General features: G+C 69.3%; 16 protein-coding genes. 4 read left to right on the forward strand and 12 right to left on the reverse strand.

Going from position 1 to position 21,895, the window contains the following annotated elements; all coding sequences use genetic code 11:
• Nucleotide 1 precedes the first annotated feature (1 nt).
• Genes ACYVOK_RS02705 through hemL form a run of 4 tightly spaced genes read right to left on the reverse strand, consistent with a single transcriptional unit; the run spans nucleotide 2 to nucleotide 3,311 of the window.
• Nucleotides 2-745, reverse strand: coding sequence for a cytochrome c biogenesis CcdA family protein (locus ACYVOK_RS02705; RefSeq protein WP_460660599.1), 744 nt, complete (start codon nucleotides 743-745; stop codon nucleotides 2-4).
• A 12-nt stretch (nucleotides 746-757) separates the two neighbouring features.
• On the reverse strand, nucleotides 758-1,321 hold the full coding sequence (locus ACYVOK_RS02710) for a TlpA family protein disulfide reductase (protein ID WP_460660600.1): 564 nt from the start codon (nucleotides 1,319-1,321) through the stop codon (nucleotides 758-760).
• The gene (locus ACYVOK_RS02715) at nucleotides 1,321-1,971 is read right to left on the reverse strand and encodes a histidine phosphatase family protein (protein ID WP_460660601.1); all 651 of its coding nucleotides are present in this window, start codon (nucleotides 1,969-1,971) and stop codon (nucleotides 1,321-1,323) included. Before ACYVOK_RS02715 ends, ACYVOK_RS02710 begins: the two co-directional genes overlap by 1 nt.
• 14 nt (nucleotides 1,972-1,985) lie before the next feature.
• The gene (gene hemL / locus ACYVOK_RS02720) at nucleotides 1,986-3,311 is read right to left on the reverse strand and encodes a glutamate-1-semialdehyde 2,1-aminomutase (RefSeq protein WP_460660602.1); all 1,326 of its coding nucleotides are present in this window, start codon (nucleotides 3,309-3,311) and stop codon (nucleotides 1,986-1,988) included.
• Between the two features lie 240 nt (nucleotides 3,312-3,551).
• On the opposite strand from hemL, the gene ACYVOK_RS02725 reads away from it, so the two are divergent.
• Nucleotides 3,552-4,913 carry a lytic transglycosylase domain-containing protein gene (locus ACYVOK_RS02725; RefSeq protein WP_460660603.1) on the forward strand — a complete coding sequence of 454 codons (1,362 nt, stop codon included), beginning with the start codon at nucleotides 3,552-3,554 and terminating at the stop codon, nucleotides 4,911-4,913.
• A 108-nt stretch (nucleotides 4,914-5,021) separates the two neighbouring features.
• On the opposite strand, the gene ACYVOK_RS02730 is transcribed toward ACYVOK_RS02725, so the two are convergent.
• The 3 genes from ACYVOK_RS02730 to ACYVOK_RS02740 form a co-directional block, all read right to left on the reverse strand.
• The gene (locus tag ACYVOK_RS02730) at nucleotides 5,022-8,720 is read right to left on the reverse strand and encodes a S8 family peptidase (protein WP_460660604.1); all 3,699 of its coding nucleotides are present in this window, start codon (nucleotides 8,718-8,720) and stop codon (nucleotides 5,022-5,024) included.
• A 291-nt stretch (nucleotides 8,721-9,011) separates the two neighbouring features.
• Nucleotides 9,012-9,974: an LLM class F420-dependent oxidoreductase gene (locus ACYVOK_RS02735; protein ID WP_460660605.1), complete on the reverse strand. Its 963-nt coding sequence runs from the start codon at nucleotides 9,972-9,974 to the stop codon at nucleotides 9,012-9,014.
• A gap of 60 nt (nucleotides 9,975-10,034) precedes the next feature.
• A complete protein-coding gene (locus ACYVOK_RS02740; RefSeq protein WP_460660606.1) occupies nucleotides 10,035-10,613 on the reverse strand; it encodes an SMI1/KNR4 family protein in 579 nt (192 codons plus the stop codon).
• 177 nt (nucleotides 10,614-10,790) lie between these two features.
• Here ACYVOK_RS02740 and ACYVOK_RS02745 point away from each other — a divergent pair, with 177 nt between their 5' ends.
• On the forward strand, nucleotides 10,791-13,955 hold the full coding sequence (locus ACYVOK_RS02745; protein WP_460660607.1) for a glycoside hydrolase family 3 protein: 3,165 nt from the start codon (nucleotides 10,791-10,793) through the stop codon (nucleotides 13,953-13,955).
• Nucleotides 13,956-14,001: 46 nt separating this feature from the next.
• Here ACYVOK_RS02745 and ACYVOK_RS02750 read toward each other — a convergent pair whose 3' ends face one another.
• From ACYVOK_RS02750 to ACYVOK_RS02760, 3 genes are all read right to left on the reverse strand, one after another.
• Nucleotides 14,002-16,131 carry an MMPL family transporter gene (locus ACYVOK_RS02750; RefSeq protein ID WP_460660608.1) on the reverse strand — a complete coding sequence of 710 codons (2,130 nt, stop codon included), beginning with the start codon at nucleotides 16,129-16,131 and terminating at the stop codon, nucleotides 14,002-14,004.
• A 111-nt stretch (nucleotides 16,132-16,242) separates the two neighbouring features.
• Nucleotides 16,243-17,337, reverse strand: a complete 1,095-nt coding sequence (locus ACYVOK_RS02755; protein WP_460660609.1) for a GlxA family transcriptional regulator — start codon at nucleotides 17,335-17,337, stop codon at nucleotides 16,243-16,245.
• A gap of 4 nt (nucleotides 17,338-17,341) precedes the next feature.
• Nucleotides 17,342-17,941, reverse strand: coding sequence for an isochorismatase family protein (locus tag ACYVOK_RS02760; protein ID WP_460660610.1), 600 nt, complete (start codon nucleotides 17,939-17,941; stop codon nucleotides 17,342-17,344).
• A 149-nt stretch (nucleotides 17,942-18,090) separates the two neighbouring features.
• Between ACYVOK_RS02760 and ACYVOK_RS02765 the strand changes: the two genes are divergently transcribed.
• Nucleotides 18,091-19,176: an aldose epimerase family protein gene (locus ACYVOK_RS02765; protein WP_460660611.1), complete on the forward strand. Its 1,086-nt coding sequence runs from the start codon at nucleotides 18,091-18,093 to the stop codon at nucleotides 19,174-19,176.
• Nucleotides 19,177-19,183: 7 nt separating this feature from the next.
• On the opposite strand, the gene ACYVOK_RS02770 is transcribed toward ACYVOK_RS02765, so the two are convergent.
• Complete coding sequence (locus ACYVOK_RS02770) at nucleotides 19,184-19,777, reverse strand: DJ-1/PfpI family protein (protein WP_460660612.1); 594 nt, start codon at nucleotides 19,775-19,777, stop codon at nucleotides 19,184-19,186.
• Nucleotides 19,778-19,849: 72 nt separating this feature from the next.
• On the opposite strand from ACYVOK_RS02770, the gene ACYVOK_RS02775 reads away from it, so the two are divergent.
• Entirely contained in the window at nucleotides 19,850-20,776 is a 927-nt protein-coding gene (locus ACYVOK_RS02775; protein ID WP_460660613.1) for a GlxA family transcriptional regulator, read from the forward strand.
• Nucleotides 20,777-20,795: 19 nt separating this feature from the next.
• Here ACYVOK_RS02775 and ACYVOK_RS02780 read toward each other — a convergent pair whose 3' ends face one another.
• Entirely contained in the window at nucleotides 20,796-21,704 is a 909-nt protein-coding gene (locus ACYVOK_RS02780; RefSeq protein WP_460660614.1) for a phosphotransferase enzyme family protein, read from the reverse strand.
• Between the last annotated feature and the right edge of the window lie 191 nt (nucleotides 21,705-21,895).

The raw sequence follows: 21,895 nt of genomic DNA on the forward strand, positions 1-21,895 counted from the left end.
ATCACACCGCCGACCCGAAGTTGCTGACCCACTGCCGCAGATCGGCGGTCATCGACTCCCACACTCCTGTCAGCAGCAGCAGTCCCACCGCGATCATCAGTACGCCGCCGATCCGGATGACCAGCACCTGGTGCGCCCGCACCCAGGCCACCGCGGCCAGCATCCGCCGGAACGCCAGCGCCGCGACGATGAACGGGATGCCCAGCCCGAGGCTGAACACCATCGCCAGCGTGGCGCCCCGCCCGGTGCTGCCCTCGGTCGCGGCCAGCGTCATCACGGTGCCGAGCGTCGGCCCGATACACGGCGTCCAGCCGAATCCGAACAGTACGCCGAGTAGCGGCGCCGCCGCGATCCCGACCGCCGGCACCCGGTGCACGCGCAGGTCCTTCTGCAGGAACCCGAACCCGCCGAGGAACACCAGGCCCAGGACGACGGTCAGCGCACCGAGCACCCGCGTGATCGTGGTCTGATGCTCGAGCAACACGTCCCCGGCGGCTCCGAAGACCACGCCGGTCAGGATGAACACGGTCGAGAAGCCGGCCACGAACAAGGCGGTCCCGGCCAGCATCCGCCCGCGCTGCTTCGAGCCCAGCTCGGCCGCGGACAGCCCGGTCACGTAGGACAGGTAACCGGGCAGCAGGGGTACGACGCACGGCGAGAAGAACGAGATCGTGCCGGCCAGCACCGCGATCGGCAGTGCCAGCAGCATCGAGCCCGTCATCGACTCGGCGAACCACTCAGCCATCAGACAGCGCCCTCATTGGGCATCTTTCACCATGCCGACCAGGGTCTGCTTGGTGACCTCACCGATGACCCGCGCGGCGACCTTGCCGTTCTTGTCGATCACCAGCGTGCTCGGGATCGCGGACGCACTGATCTGCCCGCGGAAGCCGAGCAGCAGCTTGCCGCTCGGGTCGTAGATGCTCGGGTACGTCACGCCGAACTCCTGGGCGAACTTGCGGGCCGGCGCCTTGTCCAGGTCCCGGGTGTTCAGCCCGACGAACTGCACCGACGGGCCGAGTTCCTTCGCCGCCGCGACCAGGTCGGGCGCTTCCTTCCGGCACGGCGAGCACCACGAACCCCACACGTTCAGCACGACGACCTTGCCGGCCTGGTCGGCCAGGCTCCAGGGCTTGTCGTCGAGGGTCGTGCCGCTGATCGCCGGCGCCGGCTTGCGCTCGGCGGGGGCGAACACGGACACGTTGCCCGAGCCGCTGACGAACCCGGTCTGGCCCTGCCGGTTCTCCGCCGCCTGCTCTCCCGAGCTGCAGCCCGCGACCACCAGCACCGCGGCGACGGCGAACGCCGTACGACGAACCATCACGCTCCACCCACGAACTTCTTGGGGTTCTTCACCGGCAACAGGTCCTTCGCCGGCTCGGCGTACCCCACCGAGACAATCGTCTCACCGTGGAAGGTGAACGAGGTGAGGCTGGCCAGGCTGCACTGCCGCTTGCGCGGGTCGTGCGGCAGCCGGCGGCCCTCGATCGCGGACCGGACGATCCAGATCGGCAGCTGGTGCGACACGATCAGCGCCTCGTGCCCGGCGGCCTTCTGCCGGGCGGTCTCGATCGCGTCCCGCATCCGGCGGACGATCTGCTGGTACGGCTCACCCCAGGACGGCTTGATCGGGTTGCGCAGCAGCCACCAGGCGCTCGGGTTCCGCAACGCACCGTCGCCGACGCCGAACTTCCTGCCCTCGAACAGGTTCGCCGCCTCGATCACCCGCTCGTCGATGTCCGGGGTCAGCCCGAAGACCTTGGCGATCGGCTCCATTGTCTCCTGGGCCCGCTCCAGCGGCGAGCTGACCAGGTGGACGATGTCGCGGCCGGCCACGTGCTCGGCGACCCGCTCGGCCATCTTCCGGCCCAGTTCGGACAGGTGGAAGTCGGGGATCCGGCCGTAGAGCACTCCGGTCGGGTTGTGCACCTCGCCGTGACGCATCAGGTGCACGACCGTCGTTTCGGTCACCGCTGCCGTTCCCTTCAGTTCTGTACTGCGGCTGCCGCACGGGCGGCCGGGACCAAGGCGGACTCCAACTCGGCCAGCGCGTCGTCGTCGATGGCGCTGCTGACGAACCAGGCCTCGAACGCACTCGGCGGCAGGTAGACGCCGGCATCCAGCATGGCATGGAAGAACGCCGCGAACCGGGGCAGCACCTGGGCGTTCGCCCCCGCGAAGTCCCGGATCTCGGCAGGTCCCTCCGAGGAGTTCACGAAGAAGACGCTGAAGAGGTTCCCGGCCGCCTGGATGACGTGCGGCACACCTTCCTTCTCCAGCGCGGTGCCGACCAGCCGCTGGATGGTGGCCGAGGTCTCGTCGAGCTTGGCGTAGACCTCGTCGGTTGCCAGTCGCAACGTGGTCAGGCCGGCCGCGGTGGCCACCGGGTTCCCGGACAGCGTCCCGGCCTGGTAGACCGAGCCCTCCGGTGCAAGATGGGCCATCACATCGGCCCGGCCGCCGAACGCGGCCGCCGGGAAGCCACCGCCCATCACCTTGCCGAACGTCATCAGGTCCGGGCGGACGCCGTCGACGCCGTACCAGCCGGAGCGGGTGATCCGGAAGCCGGTCATCACCTCGTCGCTGATGAACAGGGCGCCGTTCTCGGTGCAGATCCGGGCCAGGAACGCGTTGAAGTCGTCCCGCGGCGGGACCACGCCCATGTTCCCGGGCGACGCCTCGGTGATGACGGCCGCGATCTGGTCGCCGTACTCGGCGAAGGCGGCGGCGACGGCGGCCTGGTCGTTGTACGGCAGCACGATGGTGTCGGCCGTGGTGGCCTCGGTGACCCCCGGCGTACCCGGGATGCCCAGGGTCAGCACACCGGAGCCGGCCTGGGCCAGCAGTGCGTCCACATGGCCGTGGTAGCAGCCGGCGAACTTGACGATCTTGGCGCGCGCGGTGAACCCGCGGGCCAGCCGGAGCGCGGACATGGTCGCCTCGGTCCCGGACGACACCAGCCGGACCTTGTCCACCGGGGTCCGGGCGACGATCTCCTCGGCGAGCAGCACCTCGGTCTCGGTCGGCGTGCCGTACGACGTACCCCGGGACACGGCGGCCTGGACGGCGGCGGTCACTTCCGGGTGGGCGTGGCCGAGCAGCATCGGGCCCCAGGAGCAGACCAGGTCGAGGTAGCGGTTGCCGTCGACATCCGTGATGTGACATCGGTCACCCGATGCCATGAAGCGCGGCACGCCGCCGACGGCGCGGAACGCACGCACGGGAGAGTTGACCCCGCCCGGGGTGACTGCGGAGGCCCTATCGAAGAGCGCGGCGGACTGTTCTGTGTGGTCGGGCCCAGGGTTTGTCACCGGGCCATTCTCACCGACCGACCGGCCGGCCCGGTGGGCGGGCGGGACCCAGGGGCTTCACACGGGCGTTGTTACGCGCCAGTATGGGTACCCGGTGACCGCTCGTACACGGTCTCGTCCGGCGCGTAACCCACGCACGGGGCGGACGTTAGACCAAAGGACGACGGCAGCCGGAACGACGACATGACGTGTCCGCAGCGTGGGGCCGGGCAGGTCGATGAGTCACGGAGGGGATCATCGATGGCGAAGGGCAAGCGCCGCGCCACGGGTAACGGATGGCGCCAGGTGGCGCCGTTGATCCCGTTGGCGTTGTTCGCGAGCGCGTTCACCGTCAGCGCCACCGACGATCCGGCGGTTGCCACGGCCTCGCTCGAACAGGGAGTGTCCGGCAAGGACCCGGTCGTCGTACCGGCCAGACCGATCGCCGAGCCGGCCAACGTGCCGGTGCCGGGCGTGGTGGGCCACGGGGTCGATCCCGGTGAGCAGCCGACCCAGGTCGTCTCCGGCCTGTCCCGGAACGGGATCCCGACCCTGGCGCTGAAGGCGTACTCGCGGGCCCAGCAGGTGATGGCCCAGGTCGACCCGGGCTGCAACCTGCCCTGGACGCTGGTGGCCGCCATCGGCCGGGTCGAGTCGAACCACGGCCGCTTCGGCGGCAACTCGCTGAACTCCCAGGGCGTCGCCGTACCGGGCATCTTCGGCCCCCGCCTCGACGGCGTGAGCACGGCGCGGATCACCGACACGGACGCGGGTGCGTTCGACGGCGACGGCGCGTTCGACCGCGCGGTCGGCCCGATGCAGTTCATCCCCGGCACCTGGCGGTCGATGGGAGTGGACGGCGACGGCGACGGCGTCCGGAACCCGCAGGACATCGACGACGCGGCCATGTCGACCGCGGTCTACCTGTGCTCCGGCAAGACCGACCTGTCCAAGGCGAGCGACCTCAACGCGGCCGTCCTGCGCTACAACCACTCCCAGCAGTACGTCGACCTGGTCCTGAGCATCGCCAGGGCGTACGCCGGTGGCAGCTGGATCGCGGTCGGCAACGGGACCGAGGACGGCGACCAGGGCATCGACCGGGCCGGCGACCAGGTGGGCGACCCGGCCATCGACGCCCCGGCGGACGACAACCTGCCGCAGGCGGTGGACAACCCGACGTACCCGGGCACGGTGAAGCCGACGCCGTCGACCGAGCAGACCGGCAAGCCGACGACGAGCCCGACCAGGACCCAGCCGTCGACCTCCAAGCCGACGACGAAGCCGTCCACCAAGCCGCCCACGAACGACCCGACCACCTCGACACCGAAGCCGCCGCCGACCACCTCGACGCCGAGTGCGCCCGGGGTGGCCACGCTGAAGACAGCGGCCGGCGTCATCGTCGGCACGGCCGGCAGCACGCTGAGCGAGCTGACCAAGGCGACGCAGTACTGCCAGTCCGAGCTGGCGAAGGTGACCATCACCAAGCCGACCCAGGACCAGTTGCAGAAGTGTGTGACCGCCTACCAGACCGGCGGCACCAAGGCCGTCGACCAGGTGATCCGCAACCTGCTGTCCGTCCTCGGGCTGCTGGGCGTCCTCGGCGGAGGCCTGGGCGGAAGCTGACCTACTGGACCGGCGCGCCTGCCCCCACCCCTCCCTGGGCGCGCCCCTGGCGACGCCACGGAGCACCTCCCCCCGGCTTCGTGGCGTCGCCCTTTTTCGTCGGTCAGTTCACCGGACTGTCCAGGCCTTCTCGATCGTCTGGTCGATCCGGTTGCCGGCCCGGTCGGTCGCCGTGACCCGGATGCTCGCGTGCGACGCGTCACCCGGCGCGACCGGGATCCGCGCGGCCACCGCGCCGCCGAGACCCTGTGGGCGCAGCGCCAGCGGCTGCCAGGTCTTCCCGTCGTACGAGATCTCGGCGGTGGTCCGGAACAGCCCGAGGCCGTGGTTGCCGCGACGGACTCCCTGCTGGTACTCGGGCTTCAGCTCGAGCCGGCCGTCGGCCACCTTGTAGTCGACCTGCACGAGCGGCAGCACGGAGCGCTCGCGCGCCGGCCCCGAGAAGAACCGCCACTTGGTGTGGGTTCGCGTGGAGGTGGTCGCCCAGCTGTTCGGGCCGCGCGTCTGGTCCAGGGTCAGGTCGTACCAGGCGGCCTTCTCCGGAACCGGGAACTGTGCGAGGGACCAGGTCCTGCTGCCGAGCTTCACGCCGTTGCTGCTGAGCTCGAGCTTCGTCACGTCCCCACGGTCGCCCCAGCCGTAGACGTTGCCGTCACCGCTCACGTACTGCGGGATCGCGAACCGCAGCGCGTTCTCGAACCGGGCGGCCGGCAGGCCCTCGGCCTCGGTGCCGGGCCCAGTGTTCGGCGTCGCCGGACGCATCAGCGACTCCCACCAGCCGCGGGTCACCTTCTCGTTCGGGTGATAGGTGCGGGCGATCGAGTACTCGAACCCGGACTCGTTCCACTCCCCCGCGACGGTCCCTTCCTCCCACACGACGTCTCGCTGGTCGCTGGCGAGGTAGTCGGTCCGGGTGACCGGACCGGTCACCTCCCGCCGTGCGGACAGCCCGGTGGCGATGCCGGGAAGATAGGCGATCCGCTGGTCCCGGTGCAGGAACCACGCGTCGTTGCGGTGGAAGTTCGTGGTCACCGCGGCCGGGCGCATCCTCCCGATGTCGTACATCAGCGGACCGTCCACCGTGGACGGGCCGACAACCAGGTCGTAGCGGTAGGTACTGTCGAGCAGGCCGTTGAGCTGCAGAGCCACCGGCCCCTTGGCGAGCAGGTCGAGCAGTTGCTTTCCCTGCTCGGCCCGCAGCTTGTAGAACGGGATGCCCTGCTCGGCCCCGGCCCCCCAGAACCCGGGCTTCTCGTTGTACATGAAGACGGCCTTGGCACCGGCGTCCTTGGCCGCCTCGACCTGCTGCGCGGTCTCGTTCCAGCCGATGAACCGGACCAGCGTCACGGCGTCCTTCGCCCCGGCCAGCTCGGTCGGCGTACCGTCGCCGCCGTTGTGCAGCGGCAGCCTCTCGTTGCCGACGAAGACGTGCCGGTACGATCCCTCCTCGGGCGTCGGCAGGCGGAAGGTGCTGCCCGAGCCGCTGACGTCCACGGTCAGCTTGGGCTGGGCGAGATCCCAGCGCTGCACCACCTGAAAGGTGCCGTTGGCAACCTTTCCGAAGTCCTGCACGTAGACGCCGTTGGCGACGGTCTCGTTGAACGACCATCCGGACACCGCGTCGCGGTCGCCGACCCTGCGGTGCCAGGCGATCCCGATGCTCTGCGCGTCGGTCCGCAGCGGCGTCTTCACCGTCACCTTGTTCGCGGTCCGGGCGTCGAAGACGAAGGTGCGGTCGCGGTCGATCCACTCGTCCGGGTCGCCCATCAGCGTGATCGAGTTCGTCCAGTCGGCCTCGTCGCCGCCCATCGCGTACGCCATCACGCTGTATCGCCCGGTCGGCACCTCGAGGGTCCGGCTCCCGGTCTGGTCGAACGCGATCGCGTTCACGTCACCGGTGTCCTGGTTCCACAACTGGACGCCGCTAGCACCGGTCTTCGTGGTCGCGGGCCGGCCGTCGCGCCCGATCCCCTTCACCGTCACCTGGTGCAGCCGACCCCCGGCCGCGAACGCGAGCCCGGTCCGGTACGACGTGGTGCCGGCACGGGCGGTGAGGACGCCGGAGTACTTGGCCGGCTGGGTCTTGGCCAGGTCGAGGGTGACGGTGGCGGACGCCGTACCGCCGGCCGGGATCGTCAACCGGGTCGGGCTGACCGAGACCGCGGCCTTGATCTTCGCCGGCGACTCGGCGCCGACGGTCAGGTCGACGGTGACCGGGGTGGTGGAGTTGTTGCGGTAGGCAACAGTGCGGGTGACCGGCGCCGGCGCTGTGCCGGTCCAGGACAGGTCACCGAAGAACAGGTTCGCCGTGTCCGGGAGGACCAACGGGGTGAGCGCCTTCGGGATGTCGATCCGCCCGAGGCCCTGCTGGTCCGGGGTCGCGTCCTTCGACGGCGTCGCCGTCGCGGCCAGGGCGGCCTTCAGTTGCCGCCCGGTCCAGTCGGGGTGGCGCTGGGCGAGGATCGCGGCGGCGCCGGCGACGTGCGGGGTCGCCATCGAGGTGCCGCTCATCGCGGTGTAGTGCTCACTGAGCACGTGCCCCTGGTCGGTCCCAGCCGCGCGGGCGGCGGCGATCTCGACCCCGGGCGCGGTCACCTCGGGCTTCATCGCGCCGTCGCCGAGGCGCGGGCCGCGGCTGGAGAAACCGGCCAGTTTGTCGTCGGAGTCGACCGCGCCGACGGTCAGCGCCTCGGCCGCCGTACCGGGAGAACTCACGGTCTCCTCGGCGCCGGCGTTACCGGCCGCGATGACGAACAACGCACCGCTGGACTTCGACAGCCGGTCGACCGCCTCGCTCATCGGGTCGGAGCCGTCGGTCGGCCAGCCGCCCAGGCTCAGGTTGACCACCTTGGCACCCTGCTGGACAGCCCACTCCATCCCGGCGATCGCCTCGGAGTCGAAGCCGCTGCCGGTGTTGTCGAGCACCTTGCCGATCAGCAGATCGGCACCCGGCGCAACCCCCTTGCGGTTGCCGGCGGACGCCGTACCCAGGCCGGCGACGATCGACGCCGTGTGGGTGCCGTGACCGTGCAGGTCCTGGACCGCCTGGTCGGGGACGAAGCTCTCCGACGCGATCACCTGCTTGGCGAGGTCGGGGTGGCCGGCGTCGTACCCGGTGTCGAGCACGGCCACTTTGACGCCGTCGCCGTCGTACCCGGAGGCCCAGGCCGTGGGGGCACCGATCTGTTTCGTGGACTGGTCGAGGGTGGCGCGGGTCCGGCCGTCGAGCCAGATCTTGGTGACCTGACTGCTCTTGAACGTGGTCGGGCCGCTGACGCTGTCCCAGAAGGTCCTCGCGTCCGACTTCTGCACGCTGACCGCCGTGCTGCCGACGCTGGGAAGGGTACGGCGTACGGTCGCGGCTCGCGGGGCGGCCGGCGTACTGCGCAGGGTCGACGGCGCGGTGAGGAGGAGCGGCAGCCGGTCGCTGCTCGCGTCGTCGTACCCCTGGGCGACGAGGTCGGTGAGGTTGAAGAGCCGCTGGTCGAGGCGGCCCTCGGTGAGCAGCGGGTACGCCTTCGCGGGGACCAGGCTGAGGTCGCCGTCGAAGTTGCCGAAGTAGTACGGCTCGTCGCTGGTCAGCCGGGCGGACGCCTGCCCGTTCGGGCCGATGGTCAGTTCGGCGACGTCACCGGTCACCAGGGTGATCCGGTGCGTGCTCGCGCCGGACGTCGGCTGGGCGGTGCTGCCGTTGGTGGTGATGTTGTTGTCGCCGGCGGCGTTCGCCGGGGTGGTCGCCAGCAGCAGGGAACTGGCGACCACCGCCGCGAACAGGCTCTTCGCGAGACGTGACGACCGGGTAGTCACAGGGGGATACCTCCCGACGCCCCGACCCACGCGAGGCCATCTTCGGGAGCCTGACAGTTGCCCTCGGCCCCGGTCCACCACTCCACCTGACGTACACCCGCCATGACCGGTTTTGGTCACCACCCGCCGCACTGCAATTTGAGGGGTTATCCCCTCGAATTGCCCGTTCTTCCCCTTGCGTAATGAGGGAGAAGGGAGCAATCCGGGGGATAACCCCTCACATGCTCGGCCGGAGGTCAGGCCGGGTCAGCCGAAGTGCTCGGCTACTCGACCCCGGCTCTCACCTCTTCCTCAGGCGAAGCGCTTGGCGACCTGCTCCATCCGGTCGACCAGGTCGACGTCGTAGGCGACGCCGGGGACGTAGAAGTTGACGTAGTCGGCGCCGGCCTCCAGTGCGGCCTCGACCCTGTTCGCGATCTCGTCCTCGGTGATGATCAGGTTGTCCCGGTCGAACCGCTCCCGGTCGATCGGGCCGCGCGCCTTCTCGGTCGCCTTCTGCGGGTCGTCACCCTTGTCGATCGGGAACACGTTGAAGTTCGTCGACTTGATGATCTCGTCGTAGTCGCGGCCGACCTTCTCGCAGTGCTGCCGCAGGATGTCGCACTTCTCCTTGATCACCTCGGGGTTGCCGGCGCCGATGTTCGCCGCGTCGGCGTACTCCGCGACAAGCTTCAGCGTCACCTGCGGACCGCCGCCGCCGATCCAGAAGCTCGGGTGCGGCTTGCGGACGCCCTTCGGCTCGTTGATCGGCTGGTCGATCGAGTAGTACTTGCCCTGGTAGACCGGCTTGTCCTCGGTCCACATCTTGTAGATGATCTCGGTGGCCTCGCGGAACGCCGCCATCCGCGGCTTCACCTCGGTCCACTCATAGCCGTACGCCTTCCACTCGTGCTCGTACCAGCCCGCGCCGATCCCGGCGTACAGGCGGCCGTGGCTGGCGACGTCGACGGTGGACGCGATCTTGGCGTACAGCGCCGGGTTGCGGTAACCGTTGCAGCCGACCATCTGGCCGATGTTCACCCGCTGGGTGTCGCGGGCCAGCGCGGCCGTCGCGCTCCAGCACTCGAAGGTGGTGTTGTCACTGGGCTCCGGCACGGTGTGGAAGTGGTCGAACAGCCAGATCGAGTCCCACGACTGCTCGTCCGCGCGCTTGGCGACGGCAGTCATCGCCTCCCACTGCTCGATCGGATCCGCGATCTGCGCCAGATCCATCTTCCAGCCCTGCGGAACGAAAATGCCGAAACGTGTAGTCATGCCCCCATCCTTTCCACCCACCCGCACCCCGGTCCATCACCCCGACTACTGAATTGCTTCTCAATCAGACCACCACAACTTCTTAATCCCACCCAACGCCGTACCCGAGCCGAGGTCCTCCGCTTCCAGTTCGCGGTTGATCCAGAGGAGGTAGCGCTGGTTGAGGTTGGGTCGCCACTCGGCGTCCTTGCCTCTGAGACCGTCGATGGTTTGGGTGAGGAGCTCGGTGATGCTGCTGAAGCCGTGCATCGGCGGACTGTCGTCGAAGCAGTGCAGGACCTCTTCCGACCCGTCCACACGCACGGCCAGCAGGCAGCCCCCGTAGTCGCTGGCGAACGGCACTGCGGTCGCCAGACCCCACAGTCGCGTCAGGTGGTCGTACGTCCGGAACCGTTCGATCGCCTGGCTGATCGGGAGTGGGTAGTAGCCGCGGACGAAGTTGAACCCGGCCCCGCCGATCTGCGAGCTTCCGTCGTGTACGCCGTACAGCGCCCGGAGCGAGGGTGGAATCGGATGCCCGACCGCTTCGGCCCACTCGGCGAAATCCTGCTCGCTCGCCGGCGGCCTCAGCGTCGCCACCACCGCCGGAACCGACCTGAGTCCGGCCCGAATCTGCCCCCAGAGATCAGCGATCGTCACTACCCCTCCCCTTCCTCGGCCTTCGCCGGGGCCAATCATGCCGGGAAGGGCAGTCCGGCGGCGGGGGTGAGAGCGCTCTAGTTCCGGAACCGGTGAGGTCTTGACCGGGGGCGGGACAGAGCTGAGAGTCGGGCGCGAGACGCGGGTGGGGCCCGCGGCCGAGTCGAGGAGTCGCCCATGCCCAGGTCGCCTGTTCTTCGCCGATCACGACGCCGTACGGCGGTCGTCGTCGCGGCCGGACTGATCGCCAGTTTCCTCCCCGCGGCGCAGGCGGTCGCGGACGATCCGGCGCCGGTCGTGCTGGCGGGGTTCGAGGGGGCGGAGCCGTTCGCGTCACCGCCGAACCCGGGGATCTTCGGCTGGGGCAGCGACGGCGACGACCCGCCGACGATGGAACTGCAGGCCCGCGCCGACGCGCCGAGCGGCGAGAAGGTCCTGCACGGGACGTACAACATCAGCGGCTGGGGCGGCTTCACCCACAACGTCACGTTCGACCAGAACCCCGCTGACTGGTCGGCACACAAGGGCATCCGGTTCTGGTGGTACGGCCAGAACACCGCTCCCCTGCCGCCCGGATCGGGCAAGCGGATCTTCTTCGAGATCAAGGACGGCGGCGCGAACGCCGAGGCCTCCGAGCTGTGGAACACCAGCTTCACCGACGACTGGCAGGGCTGGCACCTGGTCGAGATCCCGTTCAGCGACCTGGTCTACCGCGGCGACTACCAGCCCGTCGGCGGGATCGACCAGATCCTGAACCTGACCCGGATGTGGGGTTACGCCTTCACCATGCCGGCCGGGTCGCCGGGCGAGTTCGCGATCGACCAGGTCGAGGTGTTCGGCAAGGCCGATGCCGCGCTGAAGGCGAGTGTGGTCACCGACGCCGGCGTCTACCCGGTCGACGAGGGCGGCACGGCCCAGGTCAAGATTTCCGTCGCGACCACCGGCAGCACGCCGCTCGAGGAACCGGTCACAGTCGCCTACCGGACCGGCACGGGGACCGCCGGCTCCGACGACTACACGCCGACCGACGGGACCATCACCTTCGCAGCTGGTACGGCGTCCGGCACATCGCAGACCGTCACCGTCGCAACCACGAAGGACGGCAGCGCCGAGGTCGCCGAGACGATCCCGCTCGAACTCACCGTCACCGGGGCGAAGCCACCGTCGGCCCAGCCGACCGTCGTCATCAACGCGCACGACCTGCCGTACCTGAACAGCAAACTGCCGATCAAGAAGCGGGTCGCGGACCTGCTGGCCCGGATGACGCTTGCGGAGAAGGTCGGCCAGATGACCCAGGCCGAGCGCAACGCACTCCGGTCCCGCACCGACATCGCGACGTACGCACTCGGCTCACTGCTGTCCGGCGGCGGCTCGGTTCCGACTCCGAACACCCCGGCCGCCTGGGCAGCGATGATCGACACCTTCCAGCTGAACGCCCAGGCGACCCGGTTGCAGATCCCGTTGATCTACGGCGTCGACGCCGTCCACGGCCACAACAACGTGGTCGGTGCGACGATCCTGCCGCACAACATCGGCATCGGCGCGACCCGCGATCCGGACCTGGCCCGCCGCACCGGCGAAGTGACCGCGACCGAGGTCCGCGCGACCGGCATCCCGTGGGACTTCGCGCCGTGCGTGTGCGTGGTGCGCGACGACCGCTGGGGCCGGACCTACGAGGCGTACGGCGAGGACCCGGCGCTCGTGCAGTCGATGGCCACCGTCATCACCGGACTGCAGGGCAAGCGCGACAGCAGCCAACTCAAACAGAACAACCGGGTGCTGGCGACGGCGAAGCACTTCGTCGGCGACGGAGGTACGACGTACGGCTCGTCGACGACCGGCTCGTACACGATCGACCAGGGCGTCACCGAGGTCACTCGTGAGGAACTGGAGAGGCTGCACCTGGCGCCGTTCAAGACATCGGTCGATCTCGGTGTCGGCACGGTGATGCCGTCGTACTCCAGCGTCGCCGTCGACGGTCAGCCGCCCGTGAAGATGCACGGCAACGGTGAGCTGATCAACGGGGTGCTGAAGGACCGGATGGGCTTCGACGGGTTCGTGATCAGCGACTGGCAGGCGATCGACCAGTTGCCGGGCGACTACCCGAGTGACATCCGGACGTCGATCAACGCCGGCCTGGACATGATCATGGTCCCGACCAACTACCAGGGCTTCACCCAGGGCCTGACCGACGAGGTGACCGCGGGCCGGATCCCGATCGGCCGGATCGACGACGCGGTCCGCCGGATCCTGACCGAGAAGTTCAAGCTCGGCCTGTTCGAGCAGCCGTACGCCGACACGTCGCGCATCGGCGAGATCGGGTCGGCCGCACACCGCGCGGTCGGGCGGGAGGCGGCGGCGAAGTCCCAGGTGCTGCTGAAGAACGACGGCAACCTGTTGCCGCTGACCCCGACGAAGAAGGTCTACGTCGCCGGCAGCAACGCGAACGACCTGGGCAACCAGATGGGGGGCTGGAGCATCAGCTGGCAGGGTGGCTCGGGTACGACGACCACCGGTACGACGATCCTGGACGGGATCAAGCAGGTGGTGCCGTCGGCAACGTTCAGCGCGGACGCGTCGGCTCCGCTGGACGGTCACGACGTCGGCGTGGTGGTGGTCGGCGAACGCCCGTACGCCGAGGGGATCGGTGATGTGGGCAACGGTCACGACCTGTTGCTGTCGGCGGCCGACAAGACCGCGGTGGACAAGGTGTGCGCGGCAATGGACTGCGTCGTGCTGATCGTGTCCGGCCGGCCGCAGGTGATCGCCGACCTGCTCGCCTCGATCGACGCGCTGGTGGCGTCCTGGCTGCCGGGGACCGAGGGCGCGGGCGTTGCAGACGTACTCTTCGGCCGGCGGCCGTTCACCGGCCGGCTTCCGGTCAGCTGGCCGCGGGCCGAAGACCAGCAGCCGTTGAATGTCGGTGACGCCTCCTACGATCCGCAGTACCCGTACGGCTGGGGCCTGACGACGCAGGCGGCGGCTCGTCAGAAGCTGGCCGAGGCGCGCAATGTCCTGCTGCGGAAGCACGATCCGTACGCAGTCGCCGCAGGCGTTGCCGCCGGTGTGGCGCTGCACGTCAAGGACTGGTCGGGGCCCCAGGCAACCATCGCGCTGGCTGCCCTGACCCAGTCCGCGAAGTACCTGGAGCGGACCACAGTGGACGGCTTCGCCGAGGCTGACGCGGTGGTCGGTGCGGCCCGATGGATCGCACAGCACCGGATCGGGCAGGACGTCGACGGCCCGACGTCGAAGCTCACGTCCGACGCCGAGCACCTGCTGCTCACCGGTCAGCTGCAGGCCGCGGTCGGCAAACTGACCGCGGCGTACAAGCTGAAGTAGACCGACGGGCGGGGCGGCCGCTACGCCGTCCCGCCCGTCGAACCGCTCAGACCGCGGCGAGCTCGCGGTCGCGGACCTCGGGGCTGGCTGTGGCCGGCAGCTTGTTCGGCCACCAGGCCTTGCGACCTAGCAGGACCAGGATCGAGGGCAGGACCACGATCCGGATCAGGGTCGCGTCGATCAGGACGGCGACGGCCAGGCCGACACCCATCTGCTTCATCTCGAGCATGCTGAGGGTGGCGAAGACGGCGAAGACCGAGACCATCACGGCGGCCGCGCTGGTCACCACACCGGCCGACTCGGTGACGCCCTTGCGCACCGCCTCCCGCGGCGTCAGCCCCTGCATGACGCCTTCGCGGACCCGGCCGAGCACGAACACGTGGTAGTCCATCGACAACCCGACCAGGATCACGAACAGGAACAGCGGGATCCACGACACCACGAACCCGGCCGAGGTGAAACCGAGCAGACCTTCCGCCCACGAATGCTGGAACACCAGCGCCAGCACCCCGAAGCAGGCCGCCACCGACGCCAGGTTGAGCACGGTCGTCACCACCGCGATCGCCAGGCTCCGGAACGTCACCGCCATCATCACCAGGGTCAACGCCAGCACGAACGCGATCACGAACGGCAGCTTGTCCCGCTGGTGATTGCCGGAGTCAACGGACTCTGCCGACATACCACCGACCGCCCAGGTCGCCGAACCCAGCGCCGCCGGTGCCAGCTCGGACCGCAACTGGTTCAGTGCGATCTCGGCGTTCTCGCTGTTCTCCGGCAGCACCGACACCAACGTCAGCGCCGCAGTTCCGTCGGCCTGCTTGATCGCCTCGCCCGGCGGCAGCACGAAGTCTCCGCTCCGTACGGCGGAATCCTGCAACCCGGTCAACGCCGCGACCGCACCTTCGCCCCGCGCGACCACGTCGTACGACAGACCGCCCTGGGACGGGAAATTCGCCTGCAGTTCCTTGAACGTGCGCACCTCGGGGATGCTCTGCGGCAGCGTGTTCAGATCGGCCGGCTCGGTCTTCATCCCCAGCGCCGGTACGGCGAGCGCCACCACGGCGACCGCGGAGATCGACAGTGCGGCGCGCGGATACCGCAGGACCGGGGCCAGGACGCGTCGGCTGATGCCACCCGGACCGATGCGCCGGTTGAGTCGCCACAGCAACGGGACCCGCGGCCTGTCGACGCGGTGCCCCAGCTTCGCGAGCAACGCCGGCAGGACGGTCAGCGAACCGAGCACGGCCACCGCGACGACCACGATCGTTGCCGTTGCCATCGAGGTGAAGGTCGCGTCCTGAGCGACGTACAGACCCGCCATCGACACGATCACGGCAAGCCCCGAGACGACGACCGAGTGTCCGGACGTCGCGGCGGCGATCTCGACCGCGTCCAGGGTGGTGCGACCCTTACGGCGTTCCTCTCGCTCACGTTTGAGGTAGAAGAGCGAGTAGTCGACGCCGACCGCCATCCCGATCAGCAGTACGACGTTCGCCACCGAGCCGCCGTCCGGGAACAGGTACGACAGCGGTGCGTAGAACCCGAGCGCCGCGCCGACCGCCGAGAACGCCAGCAGGACGGGGATACCGGCCGCGATCAGCGCGCCGAACGCCAGCAGCATCAGCGCGAAGGTGATCGGCAGGCTGAGCTTCTCCGCCTTCGCGAGGTCGGAACCGACCTGCTTCCAGATGCCCGCGTCGACCGACGCGTTGCCGGCCTGCGTGATGGTCAGGTCCGGGTTCGCCTGCTGAACCTCGGCCGTGGTGGCGACGATCTTCTCGATGTTGTCCGAGGCATCGTCCGCCGTACCTTTCAGCTCCATCGGGACCAGCGCGGCCTTGCCGTTCTCCGACCAGACCGGCTGACCCACGGACTCGATCGAATCGAGCGCCTCGAGCTTCTGCCGAAGCTGAGCGATCGCCGTACTCGCGGCGGCCTTGTCCAACGGGCCGTCGGGATCGGTCAACAGGACCGTCTCCGACGGCCGGTCGCCGAGTCCCGCCTTCTCGATCATTTCCGCGGCCTGGCCGGACTGACCGACCCAGGTGTCCTTGTCCTCTGCCTGCTGTTTCGGGATGACCACCGACATCCCGACCGCCACCGCGACGAGCACCAGCCAGAGGCCGATCGCCCGCCATGGATGGGTAGCACTCCAGCGCGCGACGCGTACAGTCACCGATCCCCTGCTCACCCTGGCCCACCTCTCGTAGTTCCGGTCAGGACGAGCCTGGCCGGACGGCGGGCGGAACTCAGGAGTCCTGGGTCCCCGGCAGGGGTGGTGTTAGGCCTACCCTGCGACCGCGACGTCGGTGCGGGAGCGGAGGCGGCGGAGCATCCGGGCGTCCTCGAAGCCGACGGCCCGCGCCGCGGCCTCGACCGTCGCGCCGTGGCCGATCAGGTGTTCGGCGCGTTCGAGCCGCAGGAGTTGCTGATAGCGCAGCGGCGTGAGCCCGGTCGCGGAGGTGAAGATCCGGGTCAGCGTCCGCTCGCTGACCCCGACGTGCCGGGCGAGGTCGGTGAGGAGCAGGCGTTCGGCGTACCGGGCGTCGATGACGTCCTGTACCCGGTGGGCGAGGTCGCTGAGGTGAGCGCGGTGCCGCAGCATCGCACTCTCCTGCAACTCGTCGCCGTTCCGCCGCGCGTAGACGACCATCTCCCGCGCGACCCGAGCCGCCGCCTCAGCGTCGTGCTCGACCGCGACCAGGTGCAGCGCGAGGTCGATCCCGCTGGCGATCCCCGCGGACGTGATGACCCGATCGTCGACGACGTACAGGACGTCGCGCACGATCGTCGCCCGCGGGTATCGCGCGGCCAACTCGTCGGTGAGGTCGTGGTGGGTGGTGTACCGCCGCCCGTCCAGCAATCCGGCCGCCCCGAGCGCGTCCGCGCCCGAGCACACACTCGCCACCGATCCCCCGGCCGCATGGTGACTGCGCAGCCGCTGCCTGGCCTCCGGACCGATCGGCGGAACCGGCGACAACCGCGGCGAACGCCAGCCGGGTACGACGATCAGGTCGCCCGGCCCCAGGTCGGGCCAGTCCAGCCGCGCCTTCACCGGGACGCCTTGCGCGGTGAGGATCTCGTCGGTCTCGGCCACGTAGCTCAGCCGGTAGCCGTACCCGAGGTCGTTCGCGGTCGAGAAGACCTGCGCCGGCCCGGCCAGATCCAGCAGGTGCAGCTTCGGCACCAGCAGGAAGGCCACCTGGGTAGGTCGTCGCTCGTCATCCCGCGCCGTCGCGAGCAGGTGCTCGGTGCGGTGCATCGGCGTGCTGGAGCGGAGGTTGCGATGCGGAGCATCGTGGCCTTCGCGCCAGTGCGGCGAGGTGCCGTGCCGAGTGCCGCGCAGTAGGCGCGGGATGACGAGCGACGACCTCAGTCTCATCCGGTCAGGATGACACGGCGACGGCGGTCAGTTCGTCGAGGGTCCGAATGGTGGCGAACCGGCCGGCCAGGGCGTACTCGGTCCGCTCGGTGACGACCTCGGGGCTGAGGGTCCGCGGGTCGGCCAGGATCTCCTCGAGGGTCGCGTCGGCCGGCATCGTCCAGTGCGGCAGCGGCGTGGTCGCGGTCGCCTCGGTGACGAACACAACGTCGTACCCGAGGTCGGACGCGACCCGGGTCGTCGTCTCACAGCACTGCTCGGTGCGGATGCCGCTGATCACCACCTCGGTCACTCCGTGCTGGGTCAGGATCTGCTGCAGATTCGTTGTGGTGAAGGCGTTGTGGGACGTCTTGGAGATCACCGGTTCGGTGGGCAGCGGTTCGAGACCCTCGATCAACCGGACGTGACCGTTGACCGGGTCGAACGCACCGCCGGTGCCGGGCTCGGTGTGCAGGACCCACACCACCAGGTCGCCCCTGTCCCGCGCGGCCCGGACCAGCCGGCCGACGCGCTCGGCGATGTCGGGGTGGTTCACGGCCTGCCAGTTCGGGCGGACCCGGAAGGATTCCTGGACGTCGATCACGATCAGCGCGGTTCGGCTCATGACGCCCATGCTCGCGGCCGGACGCCGTACCGCAGAAGGCCCGATCGGGCCCGGCACCGGACCGATCCGGTCACCGGCCGCGAAACCCTTCGGCGAACGCCGTGACCCAGGCCAGTTCGGTCGGTGGTACGCCGGATAAGTTGACCGCCATGGGTGAACACCACGGCAGGTTCGAGATCCGCAAGGACCCGTTCGGCACCACTCCCGACGGCCAGGCGGTGGACGTGTACACGTTCACCAACGGCCGCGTCACCATCTCGATGCTGACCTGGGGCGCGACCATCCAGCGGGTCGAGACGCCGGACCGGCGCGGCCGGACCAGGAACATCAGCCTCGGGTTCGACAACCTGCCGGACTACGCGACGCTCAGCCCGTACTTCGGCGCCACCATCGGCCGGTACGGCAACCGGATCGCGAAAGGCCGGTTCACCCTGGACGGGACGACGTACCAGATCCCGGTCAACGACGATGAGAACGCGCTGCACGGCGGCACCGCCGGCTTCGACAAGAAGGTTTGGCACGCCGAGGTGGTCCGATTCGAGGAGACCGTCGGCGTCGCCTTCAGGTATGTCAGCCCGGACGGCGAGATGGGCTTCCCGGGTGAGCTGACCACAACGGTGACCTACACGCTCGACCGGAGCGACACCCTCCGGATCGACTACCACGCGACGGTCGCGGGCGAGCCGACGATCGTGAACCTGACCAACCATGTGTACTTCAACCTGGCCGGCGAGGGTCGTGGTTCGGTCGAAGGCCACGTCCTGCACCTGGACGCACCGTCGTACACCCCGGTCGACGACGGCCTGATCCCGACCGGCGAGATCGCGCCGACGGCCGGTACGCCGTTCGACTTCAGCGAACCGACCCCGATCGGCAAGCGGATCCGCGACGACCACCCGCAACTGGTGATCGGGCGCGGGTACGACCACAACTTCGTCCTCGGCGGCGAGCCCGGCGAGGACGGCCTGCGCTACGCCGCCCGCTTCTGGGAACCCGAGGACGGCCGCACGGTCACGGTCCACACCACCGAGCCGGGCGCCCAGTTCTACAGCGGCAACTTCCTCGACGGCACCTTCCAGGGCATCGGCGACAAGTCGTACCGCCAGGGTGACGCCTTCGCCTTCGAAACCCAGCACTTCCCCGACTCGCCCAATCACCCCGACTTCCCCTCCACGGTCCTCCGCCCCGGCGAGACCTACACCTCCACCACCACCTACACCTTCGGCACCAACTAGCCGGTGCTCAGCGGTCGCGACGCCAGACGGTGCCCTGGCGGTCGCGGCCGGTCCACTGCTCGAGGGCGACGATCTCGGCGGCGGCGCCCAATTCGCGTTCCAGCAGCCAGCAGGCGAGGTCGACGCCGGCGAACCAGCCGGAGCCGCAGGTGACCAGGTCGCCGTCGTCGACGATTCGGGCGTCGACGACTTCCGCCCACGGCTCGAGGCATTGATAGTCGGCGCGGTGCGTGGTGGCGGGGCGGCCGTCGATCAGGCCGGCGGCGCCGAGCAGGAGCGAACCCGAGTCGATGCCGGCCAGGATCAGGTCGTCGCCTCCGGCCCGTTTCGCGTCGGCCAGCTGCTTCGGGATCACCCCGCGCTCGATCTCCTCCAGGATCCAGCCGCCGGACACCGCGAGCACCCGCGCGGTGGTGGGCGACCAGGGTTCCAGGCCGGCGAACGTCGTTCCGTAGCAGCCGGTGACCTCCGTCGTCCCGTCAGCGGTCACCAGCCGGGGGTCCACCTCGAGCCCGCGCCGCTTCGCGGTGGCGAACACCGCGTACGTCGCCAGCGCGTCGACCTCGGCCACACCTTCGAACATCAGCACGTCGATCCGCATGCCCCTCAGCCTGGCCGCCTTCCACGGGAGAGCGAGAGTGGCTGGAAAGACATCATCAGCTAGATTCGCGCCATGCAGACCGTCGCCGTACTCGCCCTCGAAGGCGCGATCGGGCTCGAACTGGCCGGCGCGTGCCAGGTCTTCGCCACCGCCGAGGGCTTGTACGACGTCCGCGTCTGCGGCTCACCTGGTACGACGTTGATGGCGCATGACCGCCCCATCCTCCGGGCAGAGGCGCCGTACCCGCTCACCGAAGCGCTCCGCGCGGACACCCTGGTCGTGCCCGCTTCCTTCGAGCCGAGTGACGAGGCGGTGGACGTGGTCCGGCAGGCGCATCGGCGTGGAGTGCGGATCGCGTCCATCTGCACCGGTGCATTCGTGCTGGCGGAGGCCGGCGTACTGGACGGCCGGCGGGCGGCGACGCATTGGGCACACGCCGAGGAGTTCGCTCGCCGCTACCCGAAGGTCGAGGTGGTGGTCGACGCGCTCTATCTCGACGACGGCGACGTACTGACCTCCGCCGGTGTGACGGCCGGGCTGGATCTGTGTTTGCATCTGGTCCGGCGCGACCACGGCTCGGCGGTCGCGGCGGCAGTCGCCCGACGACTGGTGATGGCGCCGCACCGGGACGGCGGTCAGGCCCAGTTCGTCAGCGCACCGGTTGTCTCGGGCAACGATTCTCTCGAGCCTGTGATGTGCTGGATGCGCGACCATCTGGACGAACCGCTCACCCTCGGCACCATCGCGGCCCACGCCGCGATGAGCCCACGCACCTTGTCCCGTCAGTTCCGCGCCCAGACCGGCACGACTCCCCTCCAGTGGCTCATCCGCCAGCGCCTCACCCGAGCGCAGGAACTCCTCGAAACCACCACGCTGTCGATCAACCAGATCGCCACCGCGTCCGGCTTCACCACTCCCCTGCTCCTCCGTCAGCACTTCACCAAGACATTCGCCACGACGCCCACCGCCTACCGCCGCACCTTCACGCAGTCTTCGTGACGCCGATCAACCTGACACGTCAGAGAAGTTGCCCGGCTGCTTCTTTCAGTGCGGTCAGCTCACGGTCGGCCCAGCCTTCGGTGCGGGACTCGGCGCCGCGGATCAAGGGCTTGTCGACCAGGTGGAAGCGCAGGTTCGCGATCCGCGCGGCGACGCCGAGGTAAGGAAGGGCGGCCTCGTCCTCGGCGGTGATCGGGAGACGGGTGGTGTAGCCGGCCTTGAAGGCGGGCCAGTACGGCGTCGCCGCGACGCCGGTGAAATCGGCGACGCGGTACCCGACGCCGGCGAGGTCGAAGTCGTAGAGGGCCAGACCGTTGCCGGTGGCCAGGAGATTGTCCAGGGTCACGTCGCCATGGCAGATGCCGCGGGCCGGACGGTACTGCGCGAGGTGGTTCCGTACAGCGTCCGCGAGAGCCTGGAGCAGGTTTTCCTCCGCCGACGCAAGGTGCGGCCGGAGTTCGTCGAGACTGTATGACAGGTCGGCCGTCCGGCGAGGAAATCCGGACACATAGGAATCGGCCATTTCGTGGAACCGGGCAACCAGTACGCCGAACTCCCGGTAGACCCCTTCTTCGTACGGCGGCTTCGTCCCGTCGAGAAATTCCTGAAGCACGAACGGGCGCGGTCCCTCGGCCGCGTCGAGCAGTCCGACCGAGTCTCCGTCGGGCAGTGGAACGACCCGTGGCGTCGGCAGTCCGTTGGCGATCAGATGAGCCGAAAGCCCTGTCTCCCAACGGATTTCGTCAGCTGCCCGGCCGCCGTACCGGTAGAGCTTGAGGATGTAGCGGGCGTCCTTCGAGGCCACCTCGTACACGTCGTTCACCAGGGAACGCAGCAGCGTGCAGCCGGTGAGGCCGAGGCCGTAGCGGTCGCTCAGGTACGTCGTCAGCGCGCCGGAGTCCGGCAGTGAGCGCAATGTCGGGAACACGACGTCGAGACTAGAACGCGCAGGTGTGAAACCGGGTCGGAGTGGGGAGGTTCGAGATCGTTTCCGGGTTCGCCTCCCCTTCCGGGGCCGGAAACCGGTAGCCTCGTGCAGCCGCCCTTTGGGGGAGGCCCGAAAAACCTCACAGCACCATCCCGACGAAACTGCCGGAGAGCCCAAACCCGGTCAGGAGA

The organism is Kribbella swartbergensis (assembly GCF_054784135.1).